At 49.5% G+C, this 18461-nt stretch carries 14 protein-coding genes and 1 pseudogene; 9 read left to right on the plus strand and 6 right to left on the minus strand.

Going from position 1 to position 18461, the window contains the following annotated elements; all coding sequences use genetic code 11:
* Position 1 precedes the first annotated feature (1 nt).
* The 3 genes from NXS97_RS04915 to NXS97_RS04925 all read left to right on the plus strand — a co-directional run bounded on the left by NXS97_RS04915 (position 2) and on the right by NXS97_RS04925 (position 5398).
* Complete coding sequence (locus NXS97_RS04915) at positions 2 to 3163, plus strand: efflux RND transporter permease subunit (RefSeq protein WP_116219662.1); 3162 nt, start codon at positions 2 to 4, stop codon at positions 3161 to 3163.
* Positions 3163 to 4602 carry an efflux transporter outer membrane subunit gene (locus NXS97_RS04920; protein WP_078828604.1) on the plus strand — a complete coding sequence of 480 codons (1440 nt, stop codon included), beginning with the start codon at positions 3163 to 3165 and terminating at the stop codon, positions 4600 to 4602. Before NXS97_RS04915 ends, NXS97_RS04920 begins: the two co-directional genes overlap by 1 nt.
* Positions 4603 to 4819: 217 nt before the next feature.
* Positions 4820 to 5398, plus strand: a complete 579-nt coding sequence (locus tag NXS97_RS04925; protein ID WP_064373522.1) for a TetR/AcrR family transcriptional regulator — start codon at positions 4820 to 4822, stop codon at positions 5396 to 5398.
* Positions 5399 to 5402: 4 nt separating this feature from the next.
* On the opposite strand, the gene NXS97_RS04930 is transcribed toward NXS97_RS04925, so the two are convergent.
* From NXS97_RS04930 to NXS97_RS04940, 3 genes are all read right to left on the minus strand, one after another.
* Entirely contained in the window at positions 5403 to 5966 is a 564-nt protein-coding gene (locus tag NXS97_RS04930; protein WP_064373520.1) for a TetR/AcrR family transcriptional regulator, read from the minus strand.
* 167 nt (positions 5967 to 6133) lie between these two features.
* A complete protein-coding gene (locus NXS97_RS04935) occupies positions 6134 to 7336 on the minus strand; it encodes an FAD-dependent oxidoreductase (protein ID WP_112900070.1) in 1203 nt (400 codons plus the stop codon).
* A 122-nt stretch (positions 7337 to 7458) separates the two neighbouring features.
* Positions 7459 to 7722, minus strand: a complete 264-nt coding sequence (locus NXS97_RS04940) for a hypothetical protein (protein WP_019105685.1) — start codon at positions 7720 to 7722, stop codon at positions 7459 to 7461.
* A 659-nt stretch (positions 7723 to 8381) separates the two neighbouring features.
* Between NXS97_RS04940 and NXS97_RS04945 the strand changes: the two genes are divergently transcribed.
* From NXS97_RS04945 to NXS97_RS04970, 6 genes are read left to right on the plus strand one after another with little or no spacing between them, the layout of a single operon-like run.
* Entirely contained in the window at positions 8382 to 9203 is an 822-nt protein-coding gene (locus NXS97_RS04945; protein WP_078828599.1) for a hypothetical protein, read from the plus strand.
* A 21-nt stretch (positions 9204 to 9224) separates the two neighbouring features.
* Positions 9225 to 9767 (plus strand): fimbrial protein, encoded by a 543-nt coding sequence (locus NXS97_RS04950; protein ID WP_078828598.1) that lies wholly within the window; start codon positions 9225 to 9227, stop codon positions 9765 to 9767.
* A 58-nt stretch (positions 9768 to 9825) separates the two neighbouring features.
* On the plus strand, positions 9826 to 10587 hold the full coding sequence (locus NXS97_RS04955) for a fimbria/pilus periplasmic chaperone (protein WP_116219661.1): 762 nt from the start codon (positions 9826 to 9828) through the stop codon (positions 10585 to 10587).
* Complete coding sequence (locus tag NXS97_RS04960; RefSeq protein WP_116219660.1) at positions 10559 to 13120, plus strand: fimbrial outer membrane usher protein; 2562 nt, start codon at positions 10559 to 10561, stop codon at positions 13118 to 13120. The genes NXS97_RS04955 and NXS97_RS04960 overlap by 29 nt, the downstream gene beginning before the upstream one ends.
* Positions 13121 to 13157: 37 nt before the next feature.
* Positions 13158 to 14453 (plus strand): fimbrial usher protein StbD, encoded by a 1296-nt coding sequence (gene stbD / locus NXS97_RS04965; protein ID WP_246874105.1) that lies wholly within the window; start codon positions 13158 to 13160, stop codon positions 14451 to 14453.
* Entirely contained in the window at positions 14419 to 15150 is a 732-nt protein-coding gene (locus NXS97_RS04970) for a fimbrial assembly chaperone (protein ID WP_041457568.1), read from the plus strand. Before stbD ends, NXS97_RS04970 begins: the two co-directional genes overlap by 35 nt.
* A gap of 53 nt (positions 15151 to 15203) precedes the next feature.
* Here NXS97_RS04970 and NXS97_RS04975 read toward each other — a convergent pair whose 3' ends face one another.
* The 3 genes and pseudogenes from NXS97_RS04975 to NXS97_RS04985 form a co-directional block, all read right to left on the minus strand.
* Entirely contained in the window at positions 15204 to 16307 is a 1104-nt protein-coding gene (locus NXS97_RS04975; protein ID WP_029568649.1) for a glycosyltransferase family 9 protein, read from the minus strand.
* A gap of 529 nt (positions 16308 to 16836) precedes the next feature.
* Positions 16837 to 17004, minus strand: a pseudogene (locus NXS97_RS04980) (isocitrate/isopropylmalate family dehydrogenase); the annotation flags it as partial.
* A gap of 339 nt (positions 17005 to 17343) precedes the next feature.
* A complete protein-coding gene (locus NXS97_RS04985) occupies positions 17344 to 17931 on the minus strand; it encodes a hypothetical protein (RefSeq protein ID WP_147301581.1) in 588 nt (195 codons plus the stop codon).
* Positions 17932 to 18461: the final 530 nt, after the last annotated feature.

The following is an 18461-nucleotide window of genomic DNA, read 5'->3' on the forward strand; positions in this document are numbered from 1 at the left end:
TATGTTGGCGCAGTTCTTTATCCGTCGGCCGGTCTTTGCCTGGGTGATCGCCCTTTGCATCATGCTGTTCGGTATCCTGAGTATTCGCAGCCTGCCCGTGGCGCAGTATCCCGATGTGGCACCGCCACAAATCAGTATTCAGGCCACCTATACGGGCGCATCGGCGGAAACGCTGGAAAGCAGCGTGACCCAGGTTATTGAGCAACAGCTCACCGGACTGGATGGACTGCTCTATTTCAGTTCGACCAGTACCGCATCCACCGGCCAGGTGAAAATCAATGTCACGTTTAAACAGGGCACCGATCCCGATATTGCTCAGGTCCAGGTGCAGAATAAGGTGCAGCAGGCCGAGAGCCGCTTGCCGAGCGCCGTGACCTCACAGGGCGTGACCGTGCAGAAAGCCCAGAGCGACTTTCTGCTGATTTTGGCGGTGTACGATAAAAGCAACAAAAGCAGCGCTTCCGATGTCGCCGACTATATGGTCAGCAACATGGAAGACACGCTGGCGCGCGTGACAGGCGTCGGTAACGTACAGGTTTTTGGCGCCGAGTACGCGATGCGTATCTGGCTCGATCCCAGCAAGCTGGCGTCGTATTCGCTGATGCCTTCTGATGTCACCACCGCTCTCGAGAGTCAAAATACCCAGGTGTCTTCCGGGCAGCTGGGCGCGCAACCGTCCAGCAACACGCAACAACTGGTGGCGACGGTACGTTCGCGTTCACGCCTGCAAACCCCTGAGCAGTTCCGCAACATTGTGCTGAAAAGCCAGGCCGATGGTTCTGTGGTCCGTCTGAGCGATGTCGCACGCGTAGAAATGGGCGATGAAGACTACAGTGCCAATGTCATGGCGAACGGCCATCCGGCATCCGGTATGGCTATCCAACTGGCATCTGGCGCTAATGCACTCTCCACCGCCGAAAAGGTGAAATCCACCATTGACGAATTCCGGAGCAGCATGCCGGCGGGCTATGAAATAGCCTATCCGCTCGACAGCACTGACTTCGTTAAAATCTCGATTGAAGAAGTGGTGAAAACGCTGGTCGAAGCGGTCATTTTAGTGGTGATTGTGATGTTTGTGTTCCTGCAAAACATCCGCACCACGCTGATTCCCACGATTGCAGTTCCGGTCGTTCTCCTGGGCACCTTTGGTGTGCTGTCTTTCTTTGGTTATTCGATTAACACGCTTACCATGTTCGGCATGGTGCTCGCCATTGGCTTGCTCGTCGATGATGCCATCGTCGTGGTTGAAAACGTCGAACGCGTGATGCGCGAAGAGGGATTACCCCCGCGAGAAGCAACCGAGAAATCGATGAGGGAGATTACTGGTGCGTTGGTTGGCATCGCGCTGGTGCTCTCTGCCGTGTTCCTGCCGATGACCTTCTTTAGCGGTTCAACAGGCGTGATTTACCGTCAGTTCTCTATCACCATCGTCTCTTCCATGGTGCTGTCGGTGATTGTGGCGCTGACGCTGACGCCCGCCCTCTGTGCCACCTTGCTTAAACCGCACAATCACGACAGCGGTCGCAACGGTTTCTTTGGCTGGTTTAACCAGCGCTATGAAAACGTGCAGGCACGCTATCAACGTGGCGTCGGGAAGGTCATGCACCGTTCCGTGCGCTATCTGCTGCTGTACGGCGTGCTGTTGATCGGCTGTGCCGTACTCTATATGCGCCTGCCAACCGGCTTTCTGCCGACCGAAGATCAGGGTTACATCATGGTGCAGTATCAGTTGGCACCGGGCGCGACGGAAAATCGCACCCGTGAAGTCCGTCGTCAGGTCCAGCAGTATTTCGCCACCCAAGAGAAAGATAACGTTAACGTTAGCATGCTGGTAGACGGCTTCAGTTTTGCCGGTAACGGACAGAATGCGGGGGTCGGCTTTATCTCGCTTAAAAACTGGCGTGACCGTAAAGGCAGTGAGAACAGTGCTGATGCGATTGCAGGCCGCGCCATGGCGGCGCTGTCGCGGATTCGTGATGCCCAGATCTTTGTGCTGTCGCCGCCCGCCGTCTCCGGGCTGGGTCAATCCAACGGCTTCACGTTTGAGCTGCAAGCGCGTGGTGCTACCGCACGCGATCAACTGCTGAAAATGCGCGATCAGCTGATTGCAAAAGCGAATCAGGATAAGGATCTCAGCGCTGTACGTGCCAACTCGCTGCCGGACCTGCCGCAGCTGGATGTCAGTATCGATGATGCGAAAGCACAGTCACTGGGCCTGACCATCAGCGACATCAATAATACGCTCAGCGCAGCCATTGGCGGCAGTTATGTCAATGACTTCTCCGACCGCGGCCGCGTGAAGAAAGTCTATATGCAGGGCGATCAATCGTTCCGCAGCAAGCCAGAGGATATTGATCAATGGTATGTCCGCGGAACAGACAGCAGCAATAACACCACCATGGTGCCCTTCTCGTCCTTTGCCTCGTCGAAATGGTCCTATGGTCCGGATGTGCTTTCACGTTACAACGGCCTGGCATCCTATGAAATTCAGGGATCGGCCGCCGAAGGGAAAAGCTCCGGGGATGCCATCACCGCAATGGAAAAACTTGCGGCGACCTTGCCTGCGGGCACCACCTTCGCCTGGAGTGGGCTCTCTTATCAGGAAAAACTTTCCGGTAATCAGGCGCTGTCGCTGTATGGCATTTCACTGGTTGTGGTGTTCCTGTGCCTGGCCGCCCTGTATGAGAGCTGGGCAGTGCCGCTTTCGGTGATGTTGGTGGTGCCGTTGGGCGTCATCGGCTCACTACTGGCGATTACGCTGCGTGGCCTGGAAAATGACGTTTACTTTCAGGTTGCGCTGCTCACGATCATCGGACTTTCCTCGAAGAATGCCATTCTGATTGTGGAGTTCGCTGAAGAGCACTACCGCAAGGGCGAGAGCCTGATAAACGCGGCGGTTCATGCGGCGACGATGCGCTTGCGTCCCATCATCATGACCTCACTGGCCTTTACCGCAGGCGTACTGCCGCTGGCGATCTCCACGGGCGCGGGGGCCAACAGCCGTATCGCCATCGGTACCGGTATTATTGGCGGCACCTTAACCGCCACCCTGCTGGCTATTTTCTTTGTACCGCTGTTTTTTGTGCTGGTCCGCCGGGTCTTTCCGGCACAGCCGCATGACACGGTCCGGTCAACCGACTCAGCAGCGAAGGTGAAGGAATAATGACCATGACTGCAAAACTTTTCACCGTGTTTTTACCCTGCTTCCTTGCGGGCTGCGTGTCGCTGGATCCGCATTATGATCGTCCTGTGGATGCCGTGAAGGCGACAAACCCGACCGGGGAAGCCTACCCTAACCTGCAAGGGACTGCCGTCAATTATCGCGCTATCCGTTGGCAGGATTATGTGCTGAACAGCCAACTCAATCAGGTTGTCGGCATGGCGTTGGACAGTAGCCGCGACTTACGTGAAGCGGTGGCGAGTGTAAAATCCGCGCATGCGCAATACGCTGAGCAACGTGCCGATCTCTTCCCGTCATTGAGCGCCGGCGTCAGCGGGACGCGCTCACGTGCCCTGACGGGCGAAGGCAATCAAACGGCGCTGGGCAATTCTTACTCTGCCGAAGGCAGTGTCAGCGCATTTGAACTGGATTTATTTGGTAAGAATCAAAGCCTGTCGCGCCAGCAGTATGAAACCTACCTTGGTACGCTGGAGGGCGCGCGGAGTACGCGCCTGACGGTGCTGTATAACACCATTGATTACTGGCTTCAGTTGGCGGCGGATCGCAGCAATCTGGCCATTGCGAAAGAGACAGCTGAGAGTGCGCGGCAGTCACTGGACGTGACGCGCAAGCGCATGCAAAACGGTGTGGATTCGATGGTTGATGTGGCGTCTGCGGAAACCACCTATCAGTCTGCGCAGGCGGATGTGGCCAGCTATACTACCAGCGTGGCGCAGGATAAGAATGCGCTGGATCTGGTTGTTGGAAAACCTGTACCCGATACGTTGTTGCCGCAAAATCTTGAATCGATTGGCCATGCGTTGCGCGATGTGCCCGCAGGGATATCGTCGGATGTCCTCAATAATCGTCCAGATGTCTTGCAGGCTGAGCACAACCTGAAGGCGGCGAATGCCAACATCGGGGCAGCGCGGGCCAATTTCTTCCCCAGCATTTCACTGACCGCCAGCGGTGGCGTTGGCAGTGCCGATCTCGCCTCGCTGTTCAAAAACGGCGTGGGAATTTGGTCGTTTTCCCCCAGTATCTCGCTGCCTGTCTTCAAGGGCGGCTACAACGTGGCCTACCTGAATTACACCAAAGCGCAGAAGGAGTACTACGTGGCGGCGTACGAAAAGTCGGTGCAGACCGCTTTCCGCGAAGTCGCGGATGCCCTGGCGCGGCGCGGCACCATCAACGATCAATTGACCAGCCAGCGTAACAATGTGGCAGCCTCACAGATTTACGCGCATCTGGCCGATCTGCGTTATCAAAGCGGCGTGGATACCTGGCTGAATGCGTTAACCGCCCAGCGAACGCTCTACTCCGCCAGAACCCGTCTGGTCAGCGTGGAACAGGCGTACTACCAAAACCTAAATACATTCTACAAGGTGATGGGAGGCGGCTCGGCGCGACAGGCGTCTGAACAAACGGTAGATGTGCGTTGAACGCCCAAATGCGCAGGGATGCGCACCCGACAAACTGCGCGCAATAACATCGCGCGCTGCCCTCAATAGTGGAACAGGGCAAATCCCGATACACGGACATCAGGCCATTCTGTGTCAGAATGTGTGACGGCGATTCCCTCGCCCCGGAGCCTCGCGTACCATGCCAGAATAAGTCAATAAAAAGGGCCGCATATCGGCCTGTATTCAGGAGAGTTTTTTGAGCAAGCCTGATAATGAAACGTTTTTTAAGCAGCGGCAGCAACTGATCATTTCAGCCGCGAAGAACTGCTTCAGCCGTTCCGGTTTTCACGGTGCAAGTATGGCCGATATCAGTCGTGAGTCCGGTTTAGGTGCAGGTCAGCTTTATCGCTACTTTAACAGTAAAGAAGTGATTGTCAGTGAAACCATAAAAAGTATCGCAGAAAACTGGCGGACGTTTTTGCTGCATAGTTTGGCGCACGAAACGCACACCGCCAATATTATTGATACCGACTCGCCCTTTTGGCAGAAATGGTCTCCTGAGGACCGGTGTTTATTACTGGAAATGTATTCCGAAGCCTCACGACATGAATCAGTGCGCTCAATGCTGGCCCGCGAGGAAGCCTTATTGGTCGCAGATCTGGACAGGCTATTCAGGCAGAAAATGCCGACAGAAAGTCCACTCCAGCGCAGCAACCGTATCCAGTTTTTGCTGATGCTGGTGGATGGCGTCGCCTGTCGTGCATATGGAGATAAAAATGTGGATCAGCAGGAACTGAGCCGGATCAATGCTGTACTCGACCGTCACCTGTTTTGATGCGTTACTCAGCATCCGGTTGGTGGATGTCATGGCTAACCGCCTCAAAGAACGGCATAAAGCTGTCTTCTGTCTCGCGGCGTTTCATAAAACGGCGAATGATCATGCCGTCTATTGCCAGGGAAACCACATGCAATCGTGCATGGATGATGTTCGCCTCCAGTGCCGGATTGAGCGCCTGTTGCTCAGTAATAAAATTCTCTTTTAAAACCTGCCAGGCATCGTGAAGAATCTGACCAATACGCGCATTACGCGTGGATTCGGATGATATCTCGATGAGCAACACAATGCTTTGTTCGACTTCTGGTGACGCCAAATCTCCCGGCAGATGCGTCACTCTCCCCGCGTTCGCCATTTTCTCGAAGTCGGCTTTCAGTAACACGATCATACGCTGCACCACTTTCGTGACCAGTGCTTCAACGATCGCTTCCTTATTTTTATAATATTTATAAATCAGCCCGATGCTGACATTTGCCTGACTGGCGATACTCTGAATGGAGGTTTGATAAAACCCTTTTTGTCGCATGCAGTATTCGGCTGCATCAAGAATTTCTTCGCTGCGATTCATCAGGATACTCACAAGATAAAAGAAATGACTTTAGTGTCTGTCATTACCAATAGCTATGGCAAGGGGGTAAGGCATTTCACGTCCTGTCGTATTCGGCGTGATGAAACAACCCCTTTCCTGCGTCCGTTTGCCTGACGGTTGTCTTCCATCAGGCGAACGGGCGTTGCTCAACGAACTGCGCGTGGCTTTTCCATACGAAATCCCATGCCGATGAGTCGGCCAAAAATAAAGCGTAAAAAGGGATATTTACGGATGATGCCGGGCATTTTGCTTTTGCCTTCCCCACCCGGTTTCTTTTTACTGCTCATTTTTATTTGCAGGAACTGCGTCGCAACGGTGGGAAACTGACGGCGCTGCTGTACTTTTTTCAGATCCCTGAACGTGACCTTCCTCTTTAACAAAGGCCGGGTAAGCAGATTCGCCGTGGCCACCGCATCCTGGATGGCAAGATTAACCCCCACTCCGCCAATGGGTGACATCGCATGAGCCGCATCACCGATGCAGAGCACGCCCGGTTTTGCCCACTGATTCAACCTGTCGATACGGATTGACAGCAGTTTGAAACTCTCCCAGCTGTCAATTTCCGCCAGCCGTTCGACGCTAAAAGGGGAGACGGTGGCAATGTTGTGTTTCATCGCGTCAAGCCCACGGGCCTGGATCGCCTCAAACTGCCCTTTTTCAATCGTCAGTCCACACTGCCAGTAATCGCCCCTGTCGATCACGATAACGTTATTTCGCGGGCCGGTGTGGCCCATCCCTGACTGCGGATCCTCTGGCTGTTTGTTCAGGCGAAACCACAAAACGTCGCGTGGTGAGCCAAAATGCTGGCTCACCAGTCCGGCCTGTGCGCGAACGGCAGAGTTGCGCCCGTCTGCCCCCACCACCAGGCGGGAACGTATCTCAACGGGCTGACCCGACTGTAAGGCCAGAACACCCCGAACCTCACCCTCTTCGATGATCAACTGGCTTAACGAGGTGGATTTTAGCAGGGTGAAGCCGGGAAACTGCGCGCTCTGTTGCGCCAGAAAATTCAGGAAATCCCACTGCGGCATGAAGGCGATAAAACGACACTGCAGCGGCAGGCGCGAGAAATCGGCCATCGTGACCTCCTCGCCCCCCATTTCCGCCTGCAGCTTTTCCGCACGCTGATGAGGAAGTTTCAGCAAATCGTCCAGCAGGCCCAACTGATGCATGACCTCCAGCGTAGAAGGATGGATCGTGTCACCACGGAAATCGCGGAGAAAATCGGCATGCTTTTCCAGCACGACTACCTGTAAACCGGCGCGGGCCAGTAGATAGCCCAGCATCAAACCGGCTGGGCCGCCGCCGACGATACAGCAGTCAGAGATAACGTATTCAGTGGATGGCATAGCTTACCCCTCATAATATGCGTGGTAAGTGTATGCCACTGCGGATGATTTAAGTACCGAGGAACGACAGGGATAAGCGTTGTTGTCCCGGCCAGACCAGGTGCACCAGTACAACAGCGTAGTCATCTGGCGTTCTCTTCTTTTATCTCTACCAGCACCAGCGGACATTTTCTGACCTGGCAGGCGTGATGATAGGCCATAGAGCATACTGAGCAATAATCGGCAGAATCTGACTGATACTCGTACTCCTGAAAATAGCGAAAGCCGCCGCTGTCAGCATCGGCGCGCGCGCTGTAGAAAGCATGGTCAGCAAGCTGCTCGTCCAGCTGCATGAACGTAAGTGCGGAGGGGTTGTGATAACCCACTTTAATGCGATATGTGGTCATAGTGACGAGTATTGCTATGCAAAGCAGCATTAGCCAGACATTTTGGGTGTTGACTGTGATAGTTAAAAATTATCAAAAACGATGCTGACCTTAGTAAACCTCAGCGTCACTAAACCTTTCCTGCGCAAATCGGCATCGGTCTTTTTTTAAGCATGAGACACCTCTTTTGCCCGCTTGTCTGCACATATTCATGCGCCTGGCGGGCATTAAATCCTGTTCAGCCACCCTTTCTCTGAGTGCGTAATCGCCGACATAAAAAAGCCAGGACGCTATATTTATACTATTTAACATCACTGTGATGATTCCCTGTGAAAACGTCGCTGGAAGACAAACAAATAAAATTGTCAAAACACTTAAACAACTATCATTTAACTGTAAAGGTACACTTTAGGATAAATATAACAAATCAACTTTAGGTACTCTACATGTTGCACAATAAGGCACCGGAAACTCTACGCAAGGTAAAAAACAGCAGACTCAATTTAACAAAGAATTTTAATAATTTAATGAACATACCGAACAGAGCGTTTAGTTTTGCACAACGATAAACCTTAAATTTTTAATAAATGACGCAGAATTTATCATTTTGTGCTGTTTTTTTATTGATCCTTTTCCCTTGAGGACGGGAATAATCCTGGGCGACCGTAAATATTCTTAATATGGAAACTGTACAAGATAATCATTTAATCATCGTAATTTTAACATTCTCAGGAAGATTACCGCTTAATGAAGCATCACAATTGTGCGTAACCGACATCAGAATTTTCTTGGTTAAAGAAGCCGATCTTTCTTTTAACCCGTTGAAGGAAAAGGAAACCCACTGTTATGATAGGTCAACTTTCTTAACAAGCGGTAGAAATCGGCTGATGAGAAGGATAACCAAAGAGGATGTTCGCTGCTCAAGTTGTAAATATTGTTGCCAACTGACGAGCAATACTCAGGAAGAGATATTACGATGCCCAATTCAAAAGATTGCCGTATGGCCAGGCAACAATCATTTTTTGATAAAAGGCGTTTTGTCGTTGGTCGCCGGACGATACGAAAGCCTGTTCTGCAGAGGATGCATATTTGTTGACTTTTCGATTCATAACCTCCGTTATTTTACCAGCAAAAACTGGATGGATTATCTGCGAGGGACCGGCCTTGCCATTATTATCATCAGCGATCGCCGAATGGAATCTCTGGCGTCATTTTGGCGGAGACAGGAACCCACGATAAATACTGTGATTTATGCGGACGGTAAAATTGAGGATATTAAAAAAGCGGTTAATGCCTGTTATTACGGATTAAAAGGAGGTGAAAGGAAACGCGTCAACGCCTTGACGCTGGAAGAAGTTAAATTTTTGGACCTTGCCAATTATGGCCATTCGCTGGGTGAAATTTCCAGCGAGATGAAACTTGGCCTTAAGAAGGTTTACATCATTAAAGACGCTGTCAGAAGGAAAACTGGAATCAATCTTAATCAGTTACTTTCCAGTTAATTGATCATAAAGGAAGATAAAATGACTTATCACACCAATAAATTTAGCTTGTCTCTGATTGTGAGTGCCTTTCTGCTGTCAGGATATGCACAAGCAGATTCTGCTAATACCATTAATTTTCAGGGCGAAGTCTCTGATGAAACCTGTTCAGTTGCCATTAACGGCAATGAGAGTTCACCCGTTGTACTGCTTCCTACCGTAAGTAAAGCGGATTTAGATACCAGTGGTATGACGGCAGGTAAAACTGACTTTACCGTCGGTCTGACAGGCTGCAGCGGTTCAGCGACCACCACCCAAATCTCAACGGTATTCGTGGGCAATAACGTGAGCGCAGCAGGTAACCTGACGAACACCGGGTCGGCTGAAAATGTTGAGATTCAGATGCTGGATACGGCGGGTACGGTAATCAACCTGACGGGGGGCTTTACCGGTAGCGGCGACTTAAGTTTATCCGCGAATGAGACTGAAAAGTCAGCGACCTATGGCGCGCAATACTTTTCAACCGGGGTGGCAACATCCGGTACGGTCGCTGCCTCCATTCAGTATGCCATAACTTACCGTTAGTTCTGTTCGGGTGCGCCACGGTTATTATGGGGCGCACGTTTTTTTTGAGGAATCAAATATGGAAAACCGCTGGCTGGTGTTTGCGCTAAAATTATTTTTCATTACTTTCCTGTTCTTACTTGCAGTAAATAACGCCAGAGCGAACGTGACTATTCTTGGTAGCCGTGTCATTTACCCTGCCAATGCCAAAACCGTTGATGTGCAGTTAAAAAACAACGGTGATATCCCCTATGTTATTCAGGCCTGGTTTGATAACGGCGATGCCAATTCTCAACCTGAGCAAAGCAGTCAAACGCCCTTTATTGTGACACCACCCGTTTTTCGTATACAGCCCAAGACTGGCCAAATTGCACGAATTATATTCAACGGTAGCCTGCCTCTCCCTCAGGATCGGGAGTCTGTCTTTTGGTTTAACACATTGCAGATCCCCCCTGCGAATCTGAAAAATGAAAATAATCAAAATGCCATGATGGTCATGTTACGAAACCGCCTTAAAATCTTTTACCGTCCTGTTTCAGTGGGAAACCCGAATAACATATTAAAGAATATCTCGCTTAAAATCGTTCACGATAATCATAAAGGGCTGGGCATTGAAATCAATAACCCTCAACCCTGGCATGCTTCATTACTCGACATTTCATTTAAGGTGGCAAATCAAGACCTGCATTCCGATGCTGATATGATTCCGCCTTTTAGCAAAAAAACTTTTTGGTTCAGTGCGGATAAAAAACGTTTACAGGGCGTAAACATTGTCTCCGTTGCTGCAGTTAACGATCAGGGAGCCAGAATAAGTGAAAACTATAAGGTTGAAATTAATTAACTCAAGATTAATTGCATTCACCATTTCGATTTCCTTTTCTCAGCATGCTTACTGCGAAGATTATTATTTTGACTCAAGCCTGTTTAAAGGCTCGGCATTTGGACAGAACATTGAACAATTTAACCAGAACGCCACGCCTGCTGGCAATTATCTGGTCGATATTTATCTCAATAATAAACGGGTTACATCCGGTGTCAAAATCGCGTTTATCCAGTCTGACCTCCAACAGGATGCGGAACCTTGCCTTCCGTCAAAGGTTGTTGCCTTGCTGCAGCTAAAAGTGCCACCCACGCCTGAACCTGAAGAGCAGTGTCATCCACTGGGTTACTGGTCATCAGACGGTCATTGGCAATTTGACCCTGCGTCACTGCAATTACAGCTCACGATCCCAAACTCAAGCCTCGATAAGAAGCCGAGAGGTTACATCCCTACATCTGAATGGGAAGAAGGTATTAGTGCAGTATTTTTACGGCACAACACCAATTACACCTGGACCGAAAACCGTACGTCTGATTATCGCTATCAATATTTATGGAGTGGGATCACCGCGGGTACCAATCTGATGAAGTGGCAGTTCCGTCATCAGGGTAATGCGCGCTATCTCAATGACAGTGCAGGCGGCAGTCGATACCGTTACAACACCGTGAAAAGCTGGGTACAACGCCCGCTGGAACAGATTAACAGCATACTGTCTTTAGGTGACAATGCCACCGACAGTTCCCTGTTTGGCAGCCTGGCTTTTAACGGGATTAAATTGTCTACCGACCCACGGATGTGGCCACAAGGCAGGCGGGGTTATGCCCCTGAAGTCAGGGGCGTGGCAACCTCCAGCGCGCGGGTTGTCATTAAACAACTGGATAAAGTGATCTATGAAACCACAGTGCCACCAGGCCCTTTTGTCATTGATGACTTGTACAACACGCGCAATCAGGGTGACCTCGCTGTTGAGGTCATTGAAGCTAACGGTAAGCGTTCGACCTTTACCGTTCCTTATGCTTCCGTTCCAGACTCTGTGCGCCCGGGCAACTGGCAGTACTCGCTGGCGCTGGGACGGGTTCGCCAATATTACCGTGTCAATAACACCTTTTTTGAGGGCATTCTGCAACGGGGCATCAGTAATCGCCTGACGGCGACGGCGGGTACCAGGCAGGCAAACGATTATCAGGCGTGGCTGTTAGGTGGCGTGCTGGCAACAGAGGTCGGCGCACTGGGAATGAACAGCACCTTTTCACATGCGCGGGTTGAACAGAACAAAACAGCGTCAGGCTGGCGTGCGGAGATCAACTACAGCAAGACGTTTGACACCGGCACCAACCTGGTTCTGGCTGCCTACCGGTATTCAACGAGTGGGTTCCGTGATTTGCAGGATGTTCTGGGCGTGAGACGTCAGCAAGACGCAGGCATTCAGTATTATTCTGATTCATTAAATCAGCGTAACCGTTTGACTGCCACACTGAGTCAGTCCATGGACAGATTCGGTTTGATCAGTTTGAGTGCCAGTACTGCTGATTATTACAATAACCAGTCGCGCATCACGCAATTGCAACTTGGCTATAGCAACACCTGGAAAACTATCAGCTACGGTATCAACATAGGTCGTCAGCGTACGGTCTGGTATAACAACCGATATGATTCAGGTTTTTCCCTAGAGCAGGATGACAGCCGCCAGCAAAAATACACCGAAAATACCTTTTCACTCAACGTATCCATTCCGCTTGACTGGGGTAAAAGCCTCTCGTCAGTCGCTTATAACGTTAACCAGTCCAGTCAAAATCGCAACACATCCTTGTCGCTGTCGGGAACGGCAGGCGATAACCGTGACTTATCTTATTCACTCTACTCTGGCCTCGATCAGAACCGGGATGGGCAGCGCAATCGTGCCCTGAGTTTCGGTGGCAATCTGCAACAAAATACCCGACTGGGCGCGGTACGCGCCAGTTATGGGCAGGCCGAGAGTTATCGCCAGGTCGGATTAGGCTCGTCAGGCACCCTGGTTGTGCATCGCGGTGGGGTGACGGTGGGCCCCTATACCAGTGATACGTTTGCGTTAATAAAAGCCGAGGGCGCGCAAGGCGCGACAGTGCGTAATGGTCAGGGTGCTGTTGTGGATGCGTTCGGCTATGCCATTTTACCTTCTCTGACCTCCTATCGCGAAAACACCGTCAGTCTGGACACACTCAACATGCAGGCTGACGCGGAACTGAGCGGTGGAAGTCAACGCGTGGTGCCTTATGCCGGTGCGGTGGTGCAGGTGCATTTCGCCACGCTCAAAGGCAAAGCGGTCCTCATCAATCTGAAGACAGCCAACGGTGAGATGCCGCCCATGGGCGCTGAGGTCCGTGACGCAGAGAATACGGTAATCGGCGTGGTTGGCCAGGGGGGGCAGCTATACGCGCGCGTGCCTCATGACTCGGGGGTGCTGCGCGTAAGCTGGAATAACAACGGGCCGCAGCGCTGCCGGGTTAATTATCAGATTACCGGCCAGTTTGACAGCCAAATCATCCACCTCGACAGCCTGTGTAGCAAGGAGTGATGCAGTGTCTTTACATCGATCTTTTTTCTTCATCGCAATGCTGTGCGCAACGCCGCTGCCGCTGCTGGCAAACTGCAGCAAGGTAACGAGCGCATCTTCACTTTCAACGGAGGCGAAGGAGGCAGGTTACACGGCAAGTTCGTGGTCAGGTGCCTGCGATACCTGCTCAGGCAATGTGGGCCTGCCGTCGATCATCAGCATCAACACGGGCAATACATTTCAACCCTCAGGTACGCTGCTGGCGAGTTCAGTGGGTAATTTTCTGACAGCATCCACTAACAAAGCCTACACGCCGAATCAGATTCTTTATCGGTGCGCGCAGGCCGATGCCGATAAGCTGTATGAAATGTACGCCACTAACGGTGATTCACCTTTTGCCGGGAAAAACAGCACCAGCGAAGTCGACGGTGCTTATTATGACTATGTGAAAAATGTTGCCGTTCGCCTGACTAATCTTGCCACAGGAGAATATTACAGCCGTTACTGGAAGAGCCGTAAACTTACCGCTGATGACTGGTATTCCGATGGACAGTATATTTATATCCCCGCCAGCGCTTTCAGTAATGTGCTTTATGAGATGTTTAAAATTGACTCTACCAGCTATTACGTAAACAGCGCTAATCGTTACGTCGATGGCCATGCACAACCACGGGGATATATCGCTTTTAAAGGACCAGGGTTAGATACAAATAACCTTGATGAAGGCAAAGACAGTAGCACTGTCTGGAATGGATTTCATCACAACTGGCCTGGCGGCTGGAGTACCTGGAGCTACGTCACCTATGTCCGCGGTGCAATCTGTGAAGTGAAAGATTACCCTTCCGTCGTATTGCTTCCTACCGTCAGCACCGCCACGCTGGCCGCAGGCGGTAGCAGCCAGGCGCCCTTTTCTGTCGCGCTTCAGTGCGAATCGGGCGCGATTTCCAGCATCAATGCGTCAACCAGCAGCGCAGCGAATGTCGCCATGGGCTTTCTGGTCAATCAACCCAATGCCGTGGCAAAGGCGAACAGCCTTGGCCTGGCGACCAGCGGCGGCGGCTTAACCTGGCTACTGGACACCCGGTATGGCAATAGCGACGTTGCGTCAGGTGTGGGAATTAAAATCTATAACAGCAATGGAACAGCCATGAATTTATTACCGGATTTTACCAGCACCGGCTCAGGAAACAGTCGTGGATGGTATGCCTATAAAGACTTAACCTCACTGGTTTCCTCAAGTCATGGTGAAACCTATCAAGGAGACTTCACCGCCTCGCTTGAAGCCATTCCCGGACAGATCACTACTGCAGGAACCGTCAATGCTCAGTTACAGGTCGTTGTTAGTTTTCAGTAGATTCATGCTGCTGTCGATGTTTATGCTACCAGGCGTCAATCTGGCCGCCGTGAATATCGATAAAACACGGATTGTTTTTAACGCTGGGGACACTGCACAATCCGTCAACCTGATAAACAAGGCAGAAAGCCCTGCCATTGTGCAAATCTGGACGGATGAAGGTGATATCCATCTGTCGCCCGATAAAAGTAAAACACCTGTGATGGTCGTACCACCGGTATTGAAAATGATGCCGGGCGAGATGCGTTCGTTGCGGCTAATGCTGACATCCCGAACGGGCCTGAATACCGATAAAGAGAACCTGTACTGGCTGAATATTTATCAGATCCCGGCGTTGACCAGGACGTCAGGCAACGCTGCCCGAAAAGTCGTATTACCCTTGCGTCTACGTCTCAAGGTGTTTGTCCGCCCCGCAGGACTTAGCGCCCCTCAGACGAAAGACGCACAAAAATTACGCTTTATTCAGCATGATCGGGCGCTGAGAATCATGAATCCCGCGCCATGGTTTACCAGCATGAATGCTGAGGTAGCCAACGAAGTGCTGAAAGACATTATGATTGCCCCCTTTTCATCAATTACGATACCGGTAAAGGCCGGGCTTCACGCTGGTGATAATATTCACTATGAAGTCATTGATGATCAGGGGAATGCGTCCCGCTATCAGTCCAGTATTGAACCTCAGACTGCGTCAGGTTAAGCAGTAAAACAAAGACAATATTGTCCGGGCGTACGTTCAGCGCCCGGACAATATTAACGTAACAATGCGGTGTCCTGACAGACCAGATTGCGCTCTACGGCGTTGCAGACCTCAACACTGCTTATCCCTTTTACCCCATCAGACTCATCTGCCGGGGACAACACCTGATGAATCGCGCTGTCCTGAACAGGCGCAGCACCATCAATCGCATTCTGATCGCTGAACAATGCCACAGTCGGCGTCTGCACTGCTACGGCAAGATGCAAGGGACCCGTATCGCCCACCACCAGGGTTTTAAAGCCGCTGATCTTTTCCGCCAGTTGAATGAGGTTTGTGGTACCTGCCACGTTTTTTACCCGTTCACTGGGCATCTTCATGCCTTCAATGATGCGTTGATTCAGGGCCTTTTCACCCGGCGCCCCCACGAGTTCAATGGTCAGATCGGCATGACGGGAAAGTAACATGTCGATGAGTTGTGAATAAAAGCGGTCAGGCCAGCATCGTTCTAAACTCGATGCGCCAGCATGGATACCCACAACCGGTGAGCTATGACTCTGACGTTTGTAAGGCGCCGGAATAAACATGTCTTCTGACGGCATTGTAATACCGACAGAACTTAACATATCTTTTTTCTGGCGAATAAGATGAATATTGCCTTGCTTCCGGTTGTCATAAAACGCGGACAGGCAGCTTTCCAGAATAAAGTTGTCTTGCCCCTGGTAATCCGCATAATAGACATCTTTTAATATGTAGTCAGACCCTGCCAACGAGGCGGCAACAATGTCATAGGGTGCGCGCGAGTGCAGGATAAAGGTTGCCTCAACCTGCTCTTTGCGTAACGCTTTGACCAGTTTCATCATGCCGCCGACTTTACCGTCCCAGTATAAAATGTTGTCAATCAGCGGGCTTTTTTCTACCAGCGCAAGATTACGTGGCTGGATTACCATAACGATTTTGGCATCAGGCCAGCGATTTTTTATTGCGCCAATCGCGGGCGTATTAAACATAAAATCGCCAAGGGCCGTGTTCGAGATAATTGCGATGCTTTTGAGGTTATGTTGCTCAGAAAAACGGGCAATTTTTTTGACGCGATAACCCGTCAATTTCCATAATGACAGGAATAATCTGGCGGCTTTTTGTTTTGCGATTTTACTCATACGTAGTCCTGACTGACGCCTTATAATCCTTACTGTGTACCACTGGAAATCCTGTTCCGCGTGGTGTTAAGTGGACTGGCGTACACTTCCTGGTCACGCAGACTGGCGGAAAACTGCGGGAGCAGTATATAGCATAAAAGCCTAAGGGCGAAGTCAGCGCCCGCCGCTGACCGCGGTTTATAGCGACGTTACAGGTTACAGTTCGTCACCCGGCCAGATGGCTTCCGGTGCCACACGAGGACGGCCGCGCTGTTATAAACCACGAAAAATGCGTGACAAAAACGGTTTTCGCTAACCTTTGCAGGTTTACGCCCACAGCCAGGTTGTCCGCACCCGGTCAGAAGCATTGGCGAACGAAGGTCAGGTAAAGACTGGAAGCATCACGAGAGAATGGCGGTGCGTCCCGGTGTGATACGCCTGTTTCCTGCCAGTACCGGACGGCGTAATCTGCGCTTTGCAGGGGCATGCAGGAAATAAAAAAGCCAGCATAAATTGAGATCTATGCTGGCTGGATCAGGCAAGGCTGGTATTACATATTCGCGATAATCGCGTCACCAAACTCTGAACATTTCAGCAGTTTAGCGCCATCCATCAGACGTTCGAAGTCATAGGTCACGGTCTTGGCAGCGATTGCGCCTTCCATGCCTTTAACAATCAGGTCTGCGGCTTCGAACCATTCCATATGACGCAGCATTACACACTCAATAAAACTATAACCACTTGATTTCCATATTATAAATCAATAACTCAGCCGCCAGATTTGAAGTTTCATGAATTCAGTAACTATCTGATTCAACTACGCATATTTTGAGTTTTGATAACTTAGTTTCATGTGTTGAATTTCTGACAATTGATATGTTACATCTCAACTTGAGAGATTATCTTTATGATTTTTCACCCTACCTGAAGGATAAATATATTTCCTATGAAATATAGATCATATTAAAGGACGAAGGTTCTCATTAAGATCCTTCAAAACCCCGGCGTTAATCAGGTGCGGTATCACGCATATTATTAGCTATTGAAGGCCACAAAATTACTTATTCCAACCTCTTTTACTTAGCGAGCTCTGCACCTCAATTACTGTAAACATAAGCTCAGGATCAATAGTGGTTTTTTTTATTTTTCCCAGTTCAAGTTCGGTTTTTTTGTTAGTAAAAAAATCATGAAAAATGGAGCTTGTTGTGATCATTACTGAAGGATTATCAAAACCGCGATCTTGGAACTGATCCGCAGTCAAATCAATGATATATTCCCCCAGTTGAACCCAAGCATGTGAATTTCCATTTGATAGACCGCATTCAACTCCTTCATGCTCATCTTCATAGTATTTTCCAGAAACGACTTGTGTAATAACATCGAACTGTTGACACAGTAAATAAGCAAGAACTCTAGAGGTGTCTCCACAGCAACCCGAAGGGAAAGAAGATACTGCAAAACTAGCATTGAAGTAGTGTACATTTTTATCAGTTTCTTCCAGAATCACACGCACGTCTTTACAAAATCGAGTAACTTCATCTATCATTATCGACATAATACCTCTATCATTATTAAAATTATTCTTGGAAAACTCTGCTTTATTACCATGTTCGATAAAAACTATAACATTATTTATAATACTCATCAAATTCATCTTTACCGTTTGATTTTTTCAAGCACTTTTAATTTCTTATATTTAAAAAAATATCAGAATATTAATCTAAATCTACCAAAAAATAGTATTGAATTAATACTTTTGTAAAAAAATTTGATATAAAACTATTTAGCAGAAAAATATCATAATTTCTCAATTTATTAGAATTAAATTCTCCCAGATATAAATTGATTAGCAAAGAGACTAAATACCTCCCTTCCCATCAGATCAATTACCTAATAAGGCTCTTAATGAAAAAACTCATAAAAAACAGTAATTTGATTGGCTGCTAAATCATTTTTAGAGTTTTTCCGATGATGACAATACATAAAAAATACAATTTTTAATTGCAGATGCGTATCGGTGCATGCCGCTAACTGGTTAATGTTGAGGCACAGGTTTTTCAGTTCATGGTCCATGATGGTGAACAAAAAAAAATACATTTCGACATCCGGCAGTTTTTGAACGCCAGATAATCAATGAGTTAAAGGGATGATGATGATGCCGATAAAATGCAAAAA

Origin of the sequence: Pantoea sp. B623 (assembly GCF_024814475.1) — a bacterium.
Lineage (GTDB): Bacteria > Pseudomonadota > Gammaproteobacteria > Enterobacterales > Enterobacteriaceae > Pantoea > Pantoea ananatis.